This is a genomic window from Labrys sp. HAY1-8F (assembly GCF_056754975.1).
The window spans coordinates 1,090,765-1,106,167 of record NZ_JBPGWZ010000002.1; the positions used below are offsets into that span (position 1 = coordinate 1,090,765).

At 61.4% G+C, this 15,403-nt stretch carries 16 protein-coding genes and 1 tRNA gene; 6 read left to right on the forward strand and 11 right to left on the reverse strand.

Annotation, left to right across the window (positions count from 1 at the left end; all coding sequences use genetic code 11):
- Window positions 1–21: 21 nt before the first annotated feature.
- The 3 genes from ACR9ZN_RS14095 to ACR9ZN_RS14105 all read right to left on the reverse strand — a co-directional run bounded on the left by ACR9ZN_RS14095 (window position 22) and on the right by ACR9ZN_RS14105 (window position 2,710).
- Window positions 22–492: a hypothetical protein gene (locus ACR9ZN_RS14095; RefSeq protein WP_481272477.1), complete on the reverse strand. Its 471-nt coding sequence runs from the start codon at window positions 490–492 to the stop codon at window positions 22–24.
- Between the two features lie 316 nt (window positions 493–808).
- Window positions 809–1,216 carry a hypothetical protein gene (locus tag ACR9ZN_RS14100; RefSeq protein ID WP_481272478.1) on the reverse strand — a complete coding sequence of 136 codons (408 nt, stop codon included), beginning with the start codon at window positions 1,214–1,216 and terminating at the stop codon, window positions 809–811.
- A gap of 951 nt (window positions 1,217–2,167) precedes the next feature.
- Complete coding sequence (locus ACR9ZN_RS14105; protein ID WP_481272479.1) at window positions 2,168–2,710, reverse strand: hypothetical protein; 543 nt, start codon at window positions 2,708–2,710, stop codon at window positions 2,168–2,170.
- Window positions 2,711–2,874: 164 nt separating this feature from the next.
- On the opposite strand from ACR9ZN_RS14105, the gene ACR9ZN_RS14110 reads away from it, so the two are divergent.
- On the forward strand, window positions 2,875–3,180 hold the full coding sequence (locus ACR9ZN_RS14110; protein ID WP_481272480.1) for a hypothetical protein: 306 nt from the start codon (window positions 2,875–2,877) through the stop codon (window positions 3,178–3,180).
- Window positions 3,181–3,358: 178 nt separating this feature from the next.
- Here the strand turns inward: ACR9ZN_RS14110 and ACR9ZN_RS14115 are convergent, their stop codons facing one another.
- Both ACR9ZN_RS14115 and ACR9ZN_RS14120 read right to left on the reverse strand, forming a co-directional pair.
- The gene (locus ACR9ZN_RS14115) at window positions 3,359–4,321 is read right to left on the reverse strand and encodes a hypothetical protein (protein WP_481272481.1); all 963 of its coding nucleotides are present in this window, start codon (window positions 4,319–4,321) and stop codon (window positions 3,359–3,361) included.
- Window positions 4,318–4,671, reverse strand: coding sequence for a hypothetical protein (locus ACR9ZN_RS14120; protein WP_481272482.1), 354 nt, complete (start codon window positions 4,669–4,671; stop codon window positions 4,318–4,320). The genes ACR9ZN_RS14115 and ACR9ZN_RS14120 overlap by 4 nt, the downstream gene beginning before the upstream one ends.
- A gap of 3 nt (window positions 4,672–4,674) precedes the next feature.
- Between ACR9ZN_RS14120 and ACR9ZN_RS14125 the strand changes: the two genes are divergently transcribed.
- Both ACR9ZN_RS14125 and ACR9ZN_RS14130 read left to right on the forward strand, forming a co-directional pair.
- Window positions 4,675–4,971: a hypothetical protein gene (locus ACR9ZN_RS14125; protein ID WP_481272483.1), complete on the forward strand. Its 297-nt coding sequence runs from the start codon at window positions 4,675–4,677 to the stop codon at window positions 4,969–4,971.
- 771 nt (window positions 4,972–5,742) lie between these two features.
- On the forward strand, window positions 5,743–6,972 hold the full coding sequence (locus ACR9ZN_RS14130) for a site-specific integrase (protein WP_481272484.1): 1,230 nt from the start codon (window positions 5,743–5,745) through the stop codon (window positions 6,970–6,972).
- Between the two features lie 58 nt (window positions 6,973–7,030).
- On the opposite strand, the gene ACR9ZN_RS14135 is transcribed toward ACR9ZN_RS14130, so the two are convergent.
- A tRNA-Ile gene (locus ACR9ZN_RS14135) sits at window positions 7,031–7,106 on the reverse strand.
- A gap of 149 nt (window positions 7,107–7,255) precedes the next feature.
- On the opposite strand from ACR9ZN_RS14135, the gene ACR9ZN_RS14140 reads away from it, so the two are divergent.
- Together ACR9ZN_RS14140 and ACR9ZN_RS14145 are read left to right on the forward strand one after the other, a co-directional pair.
- Entirely contained in the window at window positions 7,256–7,969 is a 714-nt protein-coding gene (locus ACR9ZN_RS14140; RefSeq protein ID WP_481272485.1) for an SIMPL domain-containing protein, read from the forward strand.
- Window positions 7,970–8,160: 191 nt separating this feature from the next.
- Window positions 8,161–8,646 (forward strand): Lrp/AsnC family transcriptional regulator, encoded by a 486-nt coding sequence (locus tag ACR9ZN_RS14145; protein ID WP_434957038.1) that lies wholly within the window; start codon window positions 8,161–8,163, stop codon window positions 8,644–8,646.
- A 49-nt stretch (window positions 8,647–8,695) separates the two neighbouring features.
- Here the strand turns inward: ACR9ZN_RS14145 and ACR9ZN_RS14150 are convergent, their stop codons facing one another.
- The 4 genes from ACR9ZN_RS14150 to ACR9ZN_RS14165 form a co-directional block, all read right to left on the reverse strand.
- Complete coding sequence (locus ACR9ZN_RS14150; RefSeq protein ID WP_434957039.1) at window positions 8,696–9,181, reverse strand: hypothetical protein; 486 nt, start codon at window positions 9,179–9,181, stop codon at window positions 8,696–8,698.
- 176 nt (window positions 9,182–9,357) lie between these two features.
- Entirely contained in the window at window positions 9,358–9,831 is a 474-nt protein-coding gene (gene greA, locus ACR9ZN_RS14155) for a transcription elongation factor GreA (protein ID WP_149254640.1), read from the reverse strand.
- 122 nt (window positions 9,832–9,953) lie between these two features.
- Window positions 9,954–13,259: a carbamoyl-phosphate synthase large subunit gene (carB, locus tag ACR9ZN_RS14160; RefSeq protein ID WP_454814468.1), complete on the reverse strand. Its 3,306-nt coding sequence runs from the start codon at window positions 13,257–13,259 to the stop codon at window positions 9,954–9,956.
- A gap of 235 nt (window positions 13,260–13,494) precedes the next feature.
- Window positions 13,495–13,719 carry a hypothetical protein gene (locus ACR9ZN_RS14165; protein WP_481272486.1) on the reverse strand — a complete coding sequence of 75 codons (225 nt, stop codon included), beginning with the start codon at window positions 13,717–13,719 and terminating at the stop codon, window positions 13,495–13,497.
- 160 nt (window positions 13,720–13,879) lie between these two features.
- Between ACR9ZN_RS14165 and ACR9ZN_RS14170 the strand changes: the two genes are divergently transcribed.
- Window positions 13,880–14,329, forward strand: a complete 450-nt coding sequence (locus tag ACR9ZN_RS14170; RefSeq protein ID WP_481272487.1) for a transthyretin-like family protein — start codon at window positions 13,880–13,882, stop codon at window positions 14,327–14,329.
- A 97-nt stretch (window positions 14,330–14,426) separates the two neighbouring features.
- On the opposite strand, the gene ACR9ZN_RS14175 is transcribed toward ACR9ZN_RS14170, so the two are convergent.
- Window positions 14,427–15,296, reverse strand: coding sequence for a LysR substrate-binding domain-containing protein (locus ACR9ZN_RS14175; RefSeq protein ID WP_481272488.1), 870 nt, complete (start codon window positions 15,294–15,296; stop codon window positions 14,427–14,429).
- Window positions 15,297–15,403 lie beyond the last annotated feature (107 nt).

Consider the following 15,403-nt stretch of genomic DNA (forward strand, 5'->3'; position numbering starts at 1 on the left):
TGGCACGGGAAGATCCTCCGATCAGTTGAGGAAGCGCACCGCAGCGCGGTCACTGAGTGTCTGACCGACGGTGGCGAGGCCGGCTGCGAAGGCATCGAGAACGACGGCGTGAGTGGTGGCGTTCATCGATGCAGGAAAGTTCGGGCGGTCGCCGAGCACGGCGATGGCGAAGGCCCAAGCGCTGAAGTAGCGACTGCCGACGGTGGCGGCGGCCCTGGCATTTTCTGAGGTCGGTTCGGTGATCGCCCTGGCCAAGGCTGCCGGTGCTTCGTGGGCGAGGCGCTCGTACTCGGCGATGAACGATTGCCAAGCGGGCGTTGAGGCGAACCGGCTCGCACTGGCGGCCAGGTCCATGCGGTTGCGGCACTCGTCGATCGACCACCCGCGACGGCCTCTCGCGGGAAGAATGCCAGCTTCGACCAGGTGGCCGATATCAGCCGATGTGAGGCCAAGGGCGGTGGCGAGATAGGTTCGGTTCGTGCGCTTCGACATGGGTTCTCGAAGAGGAGTGCGTCGGCGGCCACCAAGGGCGGAGGAAACCCACCGCCGACGCTGCAAGTGACGGCTCGCATGTACAAAATACGTCATTGCGTGAGCTGTGACAACAAATATCGTAACAGCGCCAAAGGTTGTAAAAAGTAAAAAATTGAAAACTTCTAAAAAATTACAACCTTTCTTCTAGAAATTTACAACCTTTTTCTAACTTTTTGATTTTGAATAATTTATTTATTTCTGACTTATTTGCAAGAGAAAGCTTCTGAAACGAAAACGGCCCCCGAAGGGGCCGATCGTCAACTACGTAGCTGGGTCAGGTCGATTGCCGACCCCGGGCAGCCAGCGCCACGATCGCCAAGTCGCGGTAGCGGCATATGATGGCGCGGCTGCTCGATTTGGGTTCGAGGGTGTCCGCCTTCAGTCCGGCGATGTCGCCCGCTTCCGCCATGGCGACGATCTTCTCGCCGCGCTTTCGGAACGATTTATGGGTCGGCGCCGACAGATCCGGTGCCGGCGGCAGGATGCCTTGCTCGGCCTGCGCGAACAGCGTTTCGTACTTGGCCCCGGGCGAGCGGGCGCGCTTCGTGGCCAGATCGGGCTGCGGATCCGGATCTGGATCGGCTGGCGACCCGACGATCACTGCGCCGATTGCGTCGACAGTGTCGCTGAACATCGGCGCTGCTGCCGGCACCGTGCTTTTGGTTGGCTTGCGACGCTTCATCACGCGGCCTCCGAAAGCGGTGCGATATTGCGGTCCGACTTCGGTCGGGGAGTAAGGTGTGCGCGGACGCTGGCGATGTAGTCGTCGTCGTCCGCGTCACGCTGCGGCAATGGCGCCAAACCGATCCGGATGAAGTCGGCCGCCAATTCGCAGGCGAGCCTATCTGTCCACTCGGCGACGTCTCTGCCTTCGTGGTGGTGTATTAGTAGGTCCAAGAGCACTCTGGTTTTCATCAAAACATCACCGACATTGCGGGCCCAGCGATCCGATAGATCGCGAGCGGCGGAAAGCTGTGCCTCTACAAATATTGATTTGAGGTCAGGGCTGATTTCTCCCCTTCCTTCCTCAATACTGCGTCGAATTGCGCATGTTCTCAAGTACCGATCGTGCGCTTCCTGTACTGTTATCTTAATAGCGTCTCCGTCATTGCGATTGCTCAATTCACAATTCGAGAGAAGCAGAGAGATATCTCGATATCGAGAGAGAATATTTCATCTTTTCCGAGATTTATTGCTCGACAAGCCGAACATAATACTCATTCAGAGACCACTGTGTTGCGCCGTTGCTGCATCCGGTTGCGAGAAATAGGCCGTGAGCGGCTTCTGATGGCGGCGGCTATACAGTAGCCGGGCGGCCCTAAAAGGCCGCCAGCGGGTTCGGGCGTGGCCAGGAACGGCATCGCGTCGGGCAGGGTGCGGATCCCGCCACCATCGACAACTATTGATCGGTCAAGCTGTTGATATTGCTCGACGTCGAGGGGGGCGGCCGTCAAATCAAAGTCGAAATCTCAAAATCAGAAACAGACCCAAATCTCGCGGGCGGCGTGCCCGCACGGGAGGGGGAGGCTGGGAAGGACCCGGAGTGGCCGATCTGCCACACTCGCCCCGATCGTGCCTCGGGGCAGGCGGCTGGGGCTGATGCCCCCCGCCGCGCCACGCGGCTTGCCGGGGTCTACGGCTCGCGTCGGTGCTTGGCGATGATAGCAGGTTCGGTCGGAACGACGGAGGCCCGGTACTTCGCTTCGCATTGCTCACGGCTACCCGCGCATTTGGCAAGAAACTCCTGCCTTTGCTTTTCAACCTGGGCAGCGGCAGCGCGGGCCTTCTGGTCAGCGGTAGCACGCTGCGGTGCAGGGGCTGCGTAGATCCGGATCTCCTCGCGGGGAAGCGTTCCGTTCTTCTTCGCGAGATCATACTGGCGGCCGCACCGGTCGTACTGCCGCATCAGTTCGCGGTATGTGCGGGGCGGGCCCTGGTACTTGGCAGCGCACCTTGTGACAAACTGGGACTTTGCGGCCTTCTCTGCATCCAGAGCAATTGCCTTGATGGCTGCCTGCTGGGCGGCAGCTTTAGCAAACGCCAATTTCTTCAGAGCCGCCTCGTATTTTGCCTGCTGTTCCGGCGTCCTTTGCTGTGCCGGCGGATTGGCTTGCGCATAGACGTTCGTTCCGGCCAAAAGCGCGGACAATGCAGCGGCGATAACCGTGACCTTCATGGCTTCCCCCAACCCATCAGACCTATGATCGACTGGCTGCGCTGTCTGTCAAGCTGCCCGTCAACGGGTGCGGATGGGCACTATCCGAGAATGCAGCGATCCAGGTCTTGGGTCTAGCCGCAGGTCGATGTAACGTCGAGACTATTGCTGGTGAGGAATAGGCTGTGAAAATGCGGGTCAGCCGGGTTGGTCTTGTTCTGGGCGGTATCTACTTGGCAGCGGCCGGGGGCTGCTTGGGCGCGGCGATCTACAATCAACAGGCCGGCGACATCATTGCCTACAAAGGATGGGTGGTGATCACGCAATTGGTGTTGGCCCCTGGGTTTCTTTTCCTGATGGCTACACGATTGGAACTGTTGATCCGAAACACGTGGCTGGACAGCATCTTTGTCCCGATGTTTGTCGGCACGCTATTCTTTTATCTCTTCGGCTCTCTCTTCGATATTCCTGCAAAACCTCGAAAAAATTGAATTTAGCGCCTTCTAAAATCTGCCCTGTGACCAAGGATGTCACACCGGATCTTTCTCACATCTCCAATGTCACAACCCTGGTCACAAGATTACCCTGTCTGTGACATCGAAAACTATGCCCGTGACATTTTTATCTGTGGCGCGATGGAAGTGGGGCGCCCTCGGGCGCGCCCCACCATCAGGCGACACGTTCCGCTCTCAGCAGTGCAGCCGCGTAATCGAAAGTGAGGATCCTCAAATCATCGCCGCCGATCTTCCGGGCACCGCGAGGCAACAGCGCGTCAAGCTCATCCGCGACGGCTCCCGCGATGTCGCAGTCCAGTAGAGCCCGCGCCGGGTCGGCTTGATGCCGCCCGACGCTGCGACCGGTTTGAGATTTTGATGTACGGGGTGGCACTGTTTCGTGCGCTCCGTGTATTCTTTCAGAATACGGTGCGTACGAAACAGTGCCATCGTACGATTTGGTGCCAAAATCGGGCGCCGTTTCGTTCCTCTTTTTATCCCTGTAAAAGGTTCGCCTGCTGATCCCCAACTTCTCCCACGGCTTGGCCCTGGCGGTCGAAAGAGCCTGCGGTTTGGCGCCATGTTCGCGGCGCCACTTCTCCGTACGAGCGCGCGAATTCTCCGCCCGTCGCCCCTTGCGCTTCTCCCGCTTCAGGTCGACCGCCCCGATGGTGGTGAGCTTGAGCGCTTCGCGTAGCGCGTGATCGATGTCGAGCAATTCCGCGACCTGATCAGCGGTGAAGGTTGCCTTCTCATCGTGCAACTTGCAGACGATCGCGCGGGCTTCGTCAGATCCCATACGAGGCAGCCAGGTCGACGCCCAGTCGATCGCCTCGTCTTCCCGCATATAGGTCGCGACAGCGGCGAGATACCGGTCGCCGTCGTCGGTGTCGCAAGGACCGCCGAAGCGATGGACAATGATGCGCTGCACTTCAGCACGCCGAAGCGCGCCTTTGCCGCCGCGCCGGCCCCGTGTCTTCCGGATCTCGTATCCAAGGATGGATCGGCCGCTTTTGACGACCTTAGCCCCGTCCGGCGGCTCCAGCTTTGCCAGGGATGTGCGATCCGCAGCTTGCCGCTCCCCCATGAGGAAGGCCGAGGAAGGTCCGGCGCTGGTCTTCTTGACCCGCGCCCTCATGCGGCACCGCCCGGGCCTGCCGGCCGCTGCGGTGGCCTGCCCGTTTCCCTGCTCCCGCGCCGGGCGCGTTCAGTGGCCATCGCCTCGTCGATACGGTCGTTGAACCGGCGAAGCTCGTCGAGAAGATCGCTATCCGTCGCGCCCTGACGCCGCAGTTCATCGGCGATCTTCAGGTTCGCGCGCCAGATCACCGCGTCTCCATCGCCGAAGGGCCATAGCGCCTCTTGCGCGATCTTGGCGATCAGCCGCCGGTTGAGGTGGCGAGGGAAGATCACCACCCCGGCCGCCCGTTCAGGTCGGCACCGGCCGATGTGATGTTTCAACGCCTCCATGAAATCGTCGTACGTCATGTCGTGATTTCCCCACATCGAGAGCACCGCAACCGCCTGCCTGCCCAGGCCGTCGGCACCACCACACTCCCCGTGTGCCCGCAGGCGCACTGGATCCGCCTGGTGATCTTCCCCATCGCCTCGGCAAGGGCCGCACGCTGGTCGGCCTTGGACGGCCCCGCCTTCGGGCGGGTGCCGATCGACATCAGTTCTCGGTCAGCGTCGGCCTCGGTGCCCTGGCGCGCGGCCCTGGAACGGGCGGAAGCGCGATCCCAGTCGCGCGCCCTGCTCACGGAGCACCTCGGCCGATCGACGCAATGAAGCGATCCACGTCAGCAGCGCGGACGAAGCGCTTCGCGCCGATCGTGACCATCGCAACCTTGGCCCCGGCGACCTCACGCAGGAATAGGCTTTCCGATATCCCGATCTTGCGAGCGCCGGCTTTCATACTAATCAGCGCCGGTGTCGAGTTACTCTTTGGATTTTTCATAATGGCACCCCGAACATTTGGTGCTCAACTACGGATACTAAATATGTCGAAACCTCAAGAAAACTATTTCTAACACAGCGCCTACTTTTTATCAGATAGGCCATATGTCATTGTTATATTTATGGAATTCTAAAATTCAGGAACCATCAAGAAGCGCAAAAAGTGCGGAAATTGGCCATTTCTATATTTCTAAACGAAATATCCAATAAAGTGATTTCCGAATATCTTATTAAATTCAATGGGTTATAAGACAGACCCTGCATGGCTACATTTCCGATGCGTCGATGCCCAGGGCTTGACGTTTCGTGCGCAAAAATACCCTATCTTCGCTTCCCTGCAAAAATCCCGCCGCCGATACTCGGCCTGGGACAGCATATCTGAAGCATCATGCGCGATATCTCGACTATAGTTGAAACACTCGGAAAAGATATCGGGGATGACGTCCCCCTTCGTCTCGACGTCGCGGCCCGGATCGCCTTCCCTGATGGAAGCGTGAGCCCATCGTCCTTGCGTCGCGAGGCCGCAAAGGGGCGCCTCGCGCTTATGCGGATCGCCGGCAAACAGATGACGACGTTGGCCTCGATAAAACGGATGATGACGGAATGCCTAGAAAAGCCCAACCTGCCCGCCTCTGGCTCCGGCCAGCAGCCAAGGACCGTGACGCAGTCTGGATCATCCTCGACCACGGACGCCAGTTTGGCACTGGCTGCGGCGAAGCTGCGCGTGCAGAAGCTGAAAGCAAGCTCGCCGACCACATCGCGTCGAAGCACAACCCCGCCCCGGCCCAAGACCCCGAACGCCCCCGTTACCCTGCTCAGGTTCCCGTAGCCGACGCCTTGTCCGTTTACCTCGACGACGTCGTCGGCGGGAACCCTGACAAGGATCGCATTACCCCGCGCATTGAGCGCCTGTTGGACTGGTGGGGCACCAGGATGCTGTCTGACGTGTCACCGGCATCCTGTCGGGCCTACGCAGCCCATAGGAAGGCTGTGGCAACGGCTGCCGCGAAAGCCAAGGCCAAACGCAAGGCACCGCAGAAGGTCACCGGCGGCGGCGCCAGGCGCGATCTTGAGGATCTGCGCGCCGCGATCAATCACCACGCGCAACGGCAACTGCATGTCGGCTTGGTCAAAGTCGAACTTCCAGAGAAGGGAAAGGCACGACAGGAATGGCTGACGCGTGAAGAAGCTGCCCGCCTGCTGTGGGCCTGCTGGCGCCACAGGCGATCCGAGAAGCCAATGCGCGGAGATCGCAAGGGTCAGGTCGTCGAGAGCACCTGGCACGATTTGCGCCACGTCGCCCGCTTCCTGTTGATGGGCCTCTACACCGGATCCCGGTCGGGGGCGATCTTCACGGCCTCGGTCTACGCCGGCGCCAATCGCAGCTTCATCGACCTCGACAATGGTGTCTTCTTCCGGCTTGCGGAAGGCTGCAGGGTCACCAACAAACGGCAGCCGCCGATACGGCTGCCCCCTCGCCTGCTCGCCCATATTCGACGCTGGAAGGAGAAGGGGGTCATTGCGCAGTATGTGGTGGAGTGGGAAGGACTTCCGATCGCATCAATCAAGTACGGTCTCGCCCGGGCGCTCGAAGCGGCCGGGATCGAAAAGAAGGTTACCCCGCATACCCTGCGACACACCGCCGCGACATGGTTGATGCTGAATGGGGTCCCCACACTGCTGGCCGCTAACTATCTCGGCATGTCCGAAAAGATGTTGATTGAGGTCTACGGGCATTTCCATCCCGACTTCCAAGGGGAAGCGATCGCAGGCCTGACGCAGAAGCCCAAGGGACGCATTCCGTTGCCGTTATCGTTGCCGCGAAAGGCTTGATCGGTCAGGAGCAAACCGCCGATCGGCAATAAGTGATTGGAAGGTTTAGGGTTTTGTCTGGTGGGCCCGGAGGGACTTGAACCCCCAACCAGACCGTTATGAGCGGCCGGCTCTAACCATTGAGCTACAGGCCCGGCTGTGCCAGACGGGGCATCTATAGGCAGAGTCTTGTCCAGGTTCAATCGGCTATCCGCAATTGCGATGCCTGCCGCAAGGCCGTCATCATGCCGCCGCCTTCGATTGCAAGGTTCCGCTCGCAATTTTTCCTCACCGGAGTTCATCGATGCTACCGTCCTTCGTCGCCCGCCCCGCCCTCGCCGCCTTGCTGCTGGCCGGAGCGCTCGGCGCTGCCCAAGCCGAAGATTTCAAGCGCGTGATCGCCATCAATGGCGAGGCGACGGTCGGCGCCAAGCCGGATCTGGCCTATGTCAGCGTTGGCGTGCAGAGCGCAGGCAAGGTGGCGCGCGACGTGCTGACCGCCAATTCCAAGGCGACCGGCGAGGTTCTCGCCGCGCTCAAGGCAGCCGGCATCGATCCCAAGGACCTGCAGACCTCGGGCTTCAACGTGCAGCCGGCGAGCCCACAGAACGGCAAGTTCTCGTCGAGTTCCGAAGATGGCCCGGCCATTGCGGGCTATACTGTCTCCAATACCGTGAACGTGACGCTACGCGACCTGCCCAAGCTCGGCGATATCCTCGACAAGGCGGTGAGCGCCGGCGCCAACAGCGTCGAGGGCATCCAGTTCGTCGTCTCCGACCAGTCGGTCCTGCTCGACGGGGCTCGCAAGACCGCCCTGGACGATGCGAGGCGCAAGGCCGAGATCTATGCCAAGGCCGCCGGTCTGCGCTTGGGCAAGCTGGTGGATCTGAGCGAGAATACTGGCCCGATCGGCGGCGGCCTCTATCGCGCCAAGGCCGTGCAGGATTCGGTGCCGATCGAGTCCGGAGAGAGCGCGCTGAACGTCACCGTATCCGTACGCTTCGAGCTTGAAGACTGACCCTTCGCGCTCCGCCAGTATCGAACAAGACTCCACGGGCCAGCACGGCATTTGCCGCAGTGCTGGCCCGCCGATTTTCCGCACACGCAAGTTTGTTTCACGCAGCAAGGCCGATTGGGTAACAAAGATGCTTGCTTGGCTGTTCTCCCCGGTTTAGGACGGCTTAACCGCTCTTAATCGGAATGCTTATCGTGCGCGCACGCCTTGATGCTGTTGACTGGAAAATCCTGCAGGAACTACAGGCCGATGGTCGCATGACCAATGTGGAGCTGGCCAAGCGCGTCGGCATTTCCGCGCCCCCCTGTCTGCGGCGTGTGCGGGCCCTCGAAGATGCCGGCGTGATCAAGGGTTACCGCACCCTGCTCGACGAAACCTCGCTCGGTTACGAGATCACCATCTTCGCCATGGTCAATCTGACCTCGCAGGCCGGTGCGGATCTGCAATCCTTCGAAACCTATGTGAAGAATCAGCCCCTGGTGCGCGAATGCTGGATGCTGTCCGGCGACGTCGATTTCGTGCTCAAATGCGTGGCGAAGGATCTGCGCTCCTTCCAGGCTTTCGTGGCCGAGCTGACGGCAGGGCCGGCCGTGCGCAACGTCAAGACGGCGCTGACTCTGCGTTCTATCAAGGACGATCCGATCGTTCCCCTCGAACTCGACGTGAGCGAAGGGGCCTAACCCCGATGCGGTTCAGCTGGGCGTGCTTGCCCATCTTGAGTGAACCGTATCAAGCCTGAACCAGCTTGCTCAGCAGCCAATGCGCGTAGCTGGAAGCCAGCCAATCATATCGGCGCGGTGTCGGATCAGGCACTTCAGCAGCGGCATCCACCGAGGTCGTGGTGGCGAAGAGCGGGAAGCTCTTGATCACGCCCCCCGATGACGACAGCGTGATGCGGCCATCGAGCGTGTCGACACTGTCGAAGCTGACCAGGCCACCATCGGAATCCACAGGAAAACTGATGTCGGTAAGCACGACTGACAATGTCGCTCCGCCCTTTGCGCCGGGCTGGTAGCGCGAGCCGAGCTGACGGACGAGATTGCGCTGAAGATAGGGCGGCATGCGCTGGAGCCAGAGATTGCCGCTCCCGCTGACCTGAACCCTGCGGATGACGGGAATGGCGGGATTGTCGCCATAAGAGGTGGCGCAACTGGTGAGCAGTAGACCGGCGCCAATGGTCAGGAAGCCCCTGCGCCCGATACGTTCCGAAGTCATGGTACCCTCCTGCTTGCGATACGCGCTCTCTATAGATACTCGCTCTCTATAGAACGTGCCGTCTCACCAATCGAAGCAAATTCACGCGACTATGTCGTCCTGTATCCAACAGCAAAACGCCGCACCCGGCGAGGATGCGGCGCACCGTGTTACAGGGCCCGAAATCGGCGGCCGGCTCAACGCCAGGCGACGTTGGCGATCTCATAGGCCTTGGGGCCTTTGGGCGTGTTGACCTCGACGGAGACCCCGATCTTCTTGCCCACCAGCGCGCGGGCGAGCGGCGAACCGATCGAGATCTTGCCGGAGCGGACATCAGCCTCGCTCTCGCCGACGATCTGATAGGTCTTCTTTTCCTCGGTGTCTTCGTCGATCAGCGTGACAAGGGCCCCGAATTTGACGGTGTCGCCGGACAGCTTGGAAATATCGATCACTTCGGCGCGAGACAAAGCATCTTCGAGTTCGGCGACACGGCCTTCATTATGGCCCTGAGCCTCCTTGGCCGCATGATATTCGGCGTTCTCGGAAAGGTCGCCATGGGAACGCGCTTCGGAAATCGCCGCGATGATGCGCGGCCGTTCAACCTGCTGGCGTTCCTTCAATTCTGCCTCGAGCGCGGCATAGCCTGCCGGCGTCATCGGGATCTTGTCCATTGCTTCGTCTTCTCTTTCCAAACGCAAAAAAGATACGCGCCGGACGGACTTCCCCGGCGCGGCTGACATATCGGTTTTGCAATTTTACGGTACCCTCCCCCCACGGGAGAGGGTGCCTCCTTTCAGAAATAGGATTGCAGCGGCCGCACTTCCAGATCCCCGCCCTTATGGGCTTTGATCCCTTGCGCAGCCGCCACCGCTCCGAAGAGAGTGGTGTAATACGGAACTTTATGCAAGAGGGCGGCACGTCGCAACGAACGCGAATCCGCCAGGGCCTGGGCCCCTTCCGTGGTGTTGAACACCAGCTGGATGCTGCCATTCTTGATGGCATCGACGATGTGCGGACGCCCTTCCAAGACCTTGTTGATACGCGTGGCGTTGACGCCATGGCCGGCAAGGAATTGCTGCGTGCCGTCGGTCGCGACGATCGAAAAGCCGAGCTCGGCGAGCAGCCGCATCGAATCGAGGATACGCGGCTTGTCGCTCTCCTTCACCGACACGAACACCGTGCCGCCGGAGGGCACGGTGACACCGGCTCCAAGCTGGCTCTTGGCGAAGGCGACGGCATAGTCGCGGTCGAGACCGATGACTTCGCCGGTCGAGCGCATTTCGGGGCCCAGCACCGTATCGACACCAGGGAAGCGTGCGAAGGGATGCACCACTTCCTTGACCGCGATATGGTCGAGCTTCTTGGCTTTCAGGTTGAAGGAAGCCAGGCTTTCGCCCGCCATGACCCGGGAGGCGATCTTGGCGATCGGCTCGCCGATCACCTTGGCCACGAAGGGCACCGTGCGCGAAGCGCGCGGATTGACCTCGAGCACATAGATCAGGCCGTCCTTGATGGCGTATTGCACATTCATCAGGCCGCCGACATCGAGGGCCAGGGCCATGGCCTTGGACTGGCGTTCGAGTTCGTCCAGGACCTCGGGACTCAGCGAGCGCGGCGGCAGCGAACAGGCCGAATCGCCGGAATGGATACCCGCCTCCTCGATATGCTCCATGATGCCGGCGACGAAGACATCCTTGCCATCGGCGAGCACGTCGACGTCGACCTCGACCGCGTCGGAAAGATAGCGATCGAACAGCAGCGGGTTCTTGCCCAGCAGCGTGTTGATCTGGCCCGTCTTGTCGTTGGGATAGCGCGTCTTGATCTCCGGCGGCACCATCTGCGGCAGGGTACCGAGGAGGTAATCGTCGAAGGCAATCTCGTCGCGGATAATCGCCATGGCGCGTCCGCCCAGTACATAGGAGGGACGCACCACCAGCGGCAGGCCGAGATCGGCGACGACCAGGCGCGCCTGCTCAACCGAATAGGCGATGCCGTTCTTGGGTTGGCGCAGGCCGAGCTTATCGAGCAGGCGCTTGAAGCGGTCGCGGTCCTCGGCGAGATCGATCGCGTCGGGCGTGGTGCCGAGGATGGGAATGCCTGCCTCCTCAAGCGCCGCCGCCAGCTTCAGCGGCGTCTGGCCGCCGAACTGCACGATCACGCCGTGCAGGGTTCCCTTGGACTTCTCGACGCGCAGGATCTCCAGCACGTCCTCGGCCGTCAACGGCTCGAAATAAAGACGGTCAGAGGTGTCGTAGTCGGTCGACACCGTCTCGGGATTGCAGTTGACCATGATGGTTTCATAGCCCGCATCCGAAAGCGCGAAGCAGGCGTGGCAGCAGCAATAGTCGAACTCGATGCCCTGGCCGATGCGGTTGGGACCGCCGCCGAGAATGACGATCTTCTTGGCGTCGGACGGATTGGCTTCGTCGGCCGGCGCGCCAGCGAAGGGCGGCGCATAGGTCGAGTACATATAGGCGGTGGGCGAGGCGAATTCGGCGGCGCAGGTATCGATGCGCTTGAAGACGGGATGCACGGCAAGTTCCGTGCGCAGGTTCTTGACCGTTCCTTCCGGAACACCGGCCAGTGCATCGAGGCGACGGTCGGCAAAGCCCATGGCTTTGAGGCTGCGCAGGGCACCCTGGGTCTGGGGCAGGCCGATCGCGCGCACCTTCTGCTCGGTCTCGACGATGCCGCGGATCTGGGCCAGGAACCAGGGATCGACCTTGCACACGCCGTGGATCTCGACGTCGGACAGGCCGAGGCGCATGGCCTGGGCGATGTTGAGCAGGCGATCGGGCGTCGGCTTGCCGAGAGCGGCACGGATGGCGTTCTTGTCGTCACCCTGGCCAAGGCCGTCGATCTCGATCTCGTCGAGGCCGTTGAGGCCTGTTTCGAGCGAGCGCAGTGCCTTCTGCAAGCTCTCCTGGAAGGTGCGGCCAATGGCCATCGCCTCGCCGACCGACTTCATCGCGGTAGAAAGGATCGGCTCGGCGCCCGGAAATTTCTCGAAGGCGAAACGCGGGATCTTGGTGACGACATAGTCGATCGTCGGCTCGAAGGAGGCCGGCGTCGCCCCGCCGGTGATGTCGTTCTCGATCTCGTCCAGCGTATAGCCGACGGCGAGCTTGGCGGCGACCTTGGCGATCGGGAATCCGGTGGCCTTGGAAGCCAGCGCCGAAGAGCGCGAGACGCGCGGATTCATCTCGATGACGACGAGGCGTCCGGTAGCCGGGTCGACGGCAAACTGCACGTTGGAGCCGCCGGTCTCCACCCCGATCTCGCGCAGCACCGCGATCGAGGCGTTGCGCATGATCTGGTATTCCTTGTCCGTCAGCGTCAGCGCCGGTGCGACAGTGATGGAGTCGCCGGTATGCACGCCCATCGGATCGATGTTCTCGATCGAGCAGACGATGATGGCATTGTCCGCCTTGTCACGGACGACCTCCATCTCGAACTCCTTCCAGCCGAGCACACTCTCCTCGACCAGGACCTGGCTGGTCGGCGAAGCATCGAGGCCGCGCTCGATGATGTCGATGAACTCGGCCTTGTTGTAGGCGATGCCGCCACCCGTGCCGCCCAGCGTGAAGGAGGGACGGATGATCGCCGGCAGGCCGACATGGTCGAGCGCCTCCAGCGCTTCGGTAAGGCTGTGGGCCAGGCTCGAGCGCGGCGTCTCCAGGCCGATCTTGGTCATGGCCTCGCGGAAGCGCTGGCGGTCCTCGGCCTTATCGATGGCGTCGGCATCGGCGCCGATCATCTCGACCCCGAATTTCTCCAGCACGCCCATCTCGGCAAGCTTCAGCGCGGTGTTGAGCGCGGTCTGGCCGCCCATGGTCGGCAGCAGCGCGTCCGGGCGCTCCTTCTCGATGATCTTGGCGACGATCTCGGGCGTGATCGGCTCGACATAGGTCGCATCCGCCAGATCCGGGTCGGTCATGATCGTGGCCGGGTTGGAATTGACCAGGATGACGCGATAGCCCTCCTCGCGCAGGGCCTTGACGGCTTGCGTGCCCGAATAGTCGAATTCGCAGGCTTGGCCGATGACGATTGGGCCAGCGCCGATGATCAGGATGGAGGAAATATCGCTACGTTTTGGCATCGCTCGTCCGATTTAGGAGGGCCGGCATGAAAAAGCCGCGGAGGGGACTCCACGGCCGGATATTCACGGTACCAGCCGATCTCAATCGGCCCGAACACGATTCGGGCCGATTGAGATCGGCTGCGGCGGATCGAGCGGTTCGACTAAACCATTTTGGCGTCTTGCGAAAGGGGCCGAATGCCGACCTGAGCGGAAAGTGACGATCGTAACAGAAATTGTGGGCTCGATGGGCGGCTCAAAGCGGCCTGCGCGTGGTGCATTTCGTCGTCTGGCCGCCGGGCATGCGCACGATATGGACATAGAGCTTGTCGCCCGACCCGAAATCCATGACATAGGTGTCAATCACCTTGCCACCGCGTTGCAGGAGGCTCCGACAGCTGTCCTTGGTCTGGGCCTGAGCCGCGACCGGTGTGGTGATCAGTCCGGCTGCCAGGACGGCGCGAATCAAACGTAGGCCCATGTCATTCCCTCCTGGCGGTGAGATCCTGTTCGGGACCGATGAAACCTGCCCGGCCACGATAACGCAAGGGAAGCATGTGTCAGCCGCGAAAATGGCCTAATCGTGCCATCATGGTCGGCCATCTCCGCGGGATCTGCCCATTTGGCCGTGGAAAACGCCCATGATCAGCCTACGCCTCGCCATCCTCGCCAGTTGCCTCGTTCTGAGCGCCTGTCGTCTCACCGAGGCCCCCGTTCCAGGCCAGGCCGGGGCACTCGCAGGCTTCGGCGCAACGGGCCGGTTGCTCGACCAAGGCAAGCCCGTTCCGAATATCCGCATTCGCGCGACCTCCTCACACCTGCCAAGCCACAGCATGCTTACCACCACGGATACGCAAGGACGCTTCCGCCTCGATGCGAGCGGTATCGGCGGCAATCGTGACGTTCTGCGAATCGAGGCGAGCGGCGAGGATTATCATGCCGTCGGTGAGATCTCGCTCACCTCCCTGGCCTTCACCTGCGAGCTCGAAAGCAATGCTCTCTATGCTTCGGACAAGCAGGGGCGTTTCTGGAGCGGCAATGACATCGAATGGAAGCCCGGCCAGCCGATCAAGGCGTTGAGATGCCGATAAGCTGCTTTGGAGCGCGGACATCCTGTCCGTCCTTCCTTCCAATAAAACCCTGCGCTCGTGGAGATGAAGGGCGGACAGGATGTCCGCGCTCCGGCCCTCACCGCGCCTGCGACAGCACGAAACGCCGAAAGGCCGCCACCTTGGGCAGAGCCAGAGCGCCGGCTGGATAAGCGAGATAATACCCATAGCCGAGCGTGACTTGTCGGTCGAACAGCGCCACCAGGCGCCCCTGGCGGATCAGCCCCTCAACCACACTGCCGACGACCAGACCGACCCCCTGCCCGGCCAAGGCCAGCTCGATCAGCACGTTCTCGTCGTCGAATACCGGCCCGGCCTGTGCCAGAGCCGGATCGAGGCGAGCCACGGCAAGCCATTCGCGCCAGTCGCTGCGATCCTGATCGTGCAGAAGGCTGGTGCGGGCAAGGTCGGCGGGTTCGGACAGGCGCAGCCGCTCGGCATAATCAGGCGCCGCCACTGGCAGCGTCACCGATAGGCCGATCAATTCCGCCGTAAGGCCCGGCCATTTGCCGAGGCCGCCCCGAATGGCAAGGTCGATGCCTTCGGCCACGATATCCAGCGGCGTCTCGGTATGACGCACCGAAATCTCGATTTCGGGATGGAGCTCGGCAAAGCGTGGCAGGCGTGGTGCCAGCCAGCGGGCACCGAAAGAGGGCGTGGTGGTGATCGAGAGGAGGCTCTGCGCGCGCCTGATGCCGGCAACCGCCCGCTCGATCTCGCCGAAGGCAGCCACCGCTGCCGGCAGCAATTGCTGTCCGGCAGCGGTTAGCTGCAGGCTGCGCGTGGTGCGCTGGAACAATTTGACGCCGAGCTGCTCCTCCAGCACCCGGATCTGATGCGAAACCGCCGCCTGGGTAACGTTCAGCATCTGGGCTGCGCGGGTGAAACTCAACGCCTTTCCCGCCACGGCGAACACGCGCAAGGCCGATAGGGACGGCAGTGTTTCCATATGTTCAACCTACAAGAAAAACTTATGAAAGAGGCACGATATTCAAACTGAACTCGTTTGCCGATTACCCAATATTTCCTGAGAATGACTGCCATGTCACCAAGCTT

What these genes read in the sequence shown, in the direction of transcription:
- ACR9ZN_RS14095 (WP_481272477.1), bottom strand. Translation starts at nt 492, where the DNA reads ATGTCGAAGCGCACGAACCGAACCTATCTCGCCACCGCCCTTGGCCTC.
- ACR9ZN_RS14100 (WP_481272478.1), bottom strand. Translation starts at nt 1,216, where the DNA reads ATGAAGCGTCGCAAGCCAACCAAAAGCACGGTGCCGGCAGCAGCGCCG.
- ACR9ZN_RS14105 (WP_481272479.1), bottom strand. Translation starts at nt 2,710, where the DNA reads ATGAAGGTCACGGTTATCGCCGCTGCATTGTCCGCGCTTTTGGCCGGA.
- ACR9ZN_RS14115 (WP_481272481.1), bottom strand. Translation starts at nt 4,321, where the DNA reads ATGAGGGCGCGGGTCAAGAAGACCAGCGCCGGACCTTCCTCGGCCTTC.
- ACR9ZN_RS14120 (WP_481272482.1), bottom strand. Translation starts at nt 4,671, where the DNA reads ATGACGTACGACGATTTCATGGAGGCGTTGAAACATCACATCGGCCGG.
- ACR9ZN_RS14130 (WP_481272484.1), top strand. Translation starts at nt 5,743, where the DNA reads ATGCCTAGAAAAGCCCAACCTGCCCGCCTCTGGCTCCGGCCAGCAGCC.
- ACR9ZN_RS14140 (WP_481272485.1), top strand. Translation starts at nt 7,256, where the DNA reads ATGCTACCGTCCTTCGTCGCCCGCCCCGCCCTCGCCGCCTTGCTGCTG.
- ACR9ZN_RS14150 (WP_434957039.1), bottom strand. Translation starts at nt 9,181, where the DNA reads ATGACTTCGGAACGTATCGGGCGCAGGGGCTTCCTGACCATTGGCGCC.
- greA (WP_149254640.1), bottom strand. Translation starts at nt 9,831, where the DNA reads ATGGACAAGATCCCGATGACGCCGGCAGGCTATGCCGCGCTCGAGGCA.
- carB (WP_454814468.1), bottom strand. Translation starts at nt 13,259, where the DNA reads ATGCCAAAACGTAGCGATATTTCCTCCATCCTGATCATCGGCGCTGGC.
- ACR9ZN_RS14165 (WP_481272486.1), bottom strand. Translation starts at nt 13,719, where the DNA reads ATGGGCCTACGTTTGATTCGCGCCGTCCTGGCAGCCGGACTGATCACC.
- ACR9ZN_RS14170 (WP_481272487.1), top strand. Translation starts at nt 13,880, where the DNA reads ATGATCAGCCTACGCCTCGCCATCCTCGCCAGTTGCCTCGTTCTGAGC.
- ACR9ZN_RS14175 (WP_481272488.1), bottom strand. Translation starts at nt 15,296, where the DNA reads ATGGAAACACTGCCGTCCCTATCGGCCTTGCGCGTGTTCGCCGTGGCG.